Raw genomic sequence first — 297 nt, forward strand, 5'->3', positions numbered from 1 at the left:
GGCGCTCGATGGGCGCGCCCTGGAGGTGGCAGTGGGTAACGCACGCATCCAGGTGTTCGGCACCCGCCTGCAAGTCACCCGCCATGCCAACCATGACGAGCTGGTGGTCATCAGTGGCAAGGCCATGGTCGTGCAGGGGGGTGAGCAGCGCCTGGTCTCGACAGGTGAACGGGTAACCGTCGATGACACGCGCATCGGCGCGGTACGCCCAGCGGACCTGAAAACCGTAGACAGTTGGCGCAGCGGCTACCTGAAGGCCAGCGACATGCCGCTGGGGCAGGTGCTGGAGCGCCTGGC

The 297-nt window shown here is 67.0% G+C and carries 1 protein-coding gene; it reads left to right on the forward strand.

What is annotated here, in order from left to right; genetic code table 11:
- The coding region (locus GYA94_RS25095; protein WP_498072223.1) for a FecR family protein at positions 1-297 on the forward strand (297 nt) is incomplete at both ends.

This window comes from Pseudomonas juntendi (assembly GCF_009932375.1).
GTDB classification, from domain to species: Bacteria; Pseudomonadota; Gammaproteobacteria; order Pseudomonadales; family Pseudomonadaceae; genus Aquipseudomonas; species Aquipseudomonas juntendi.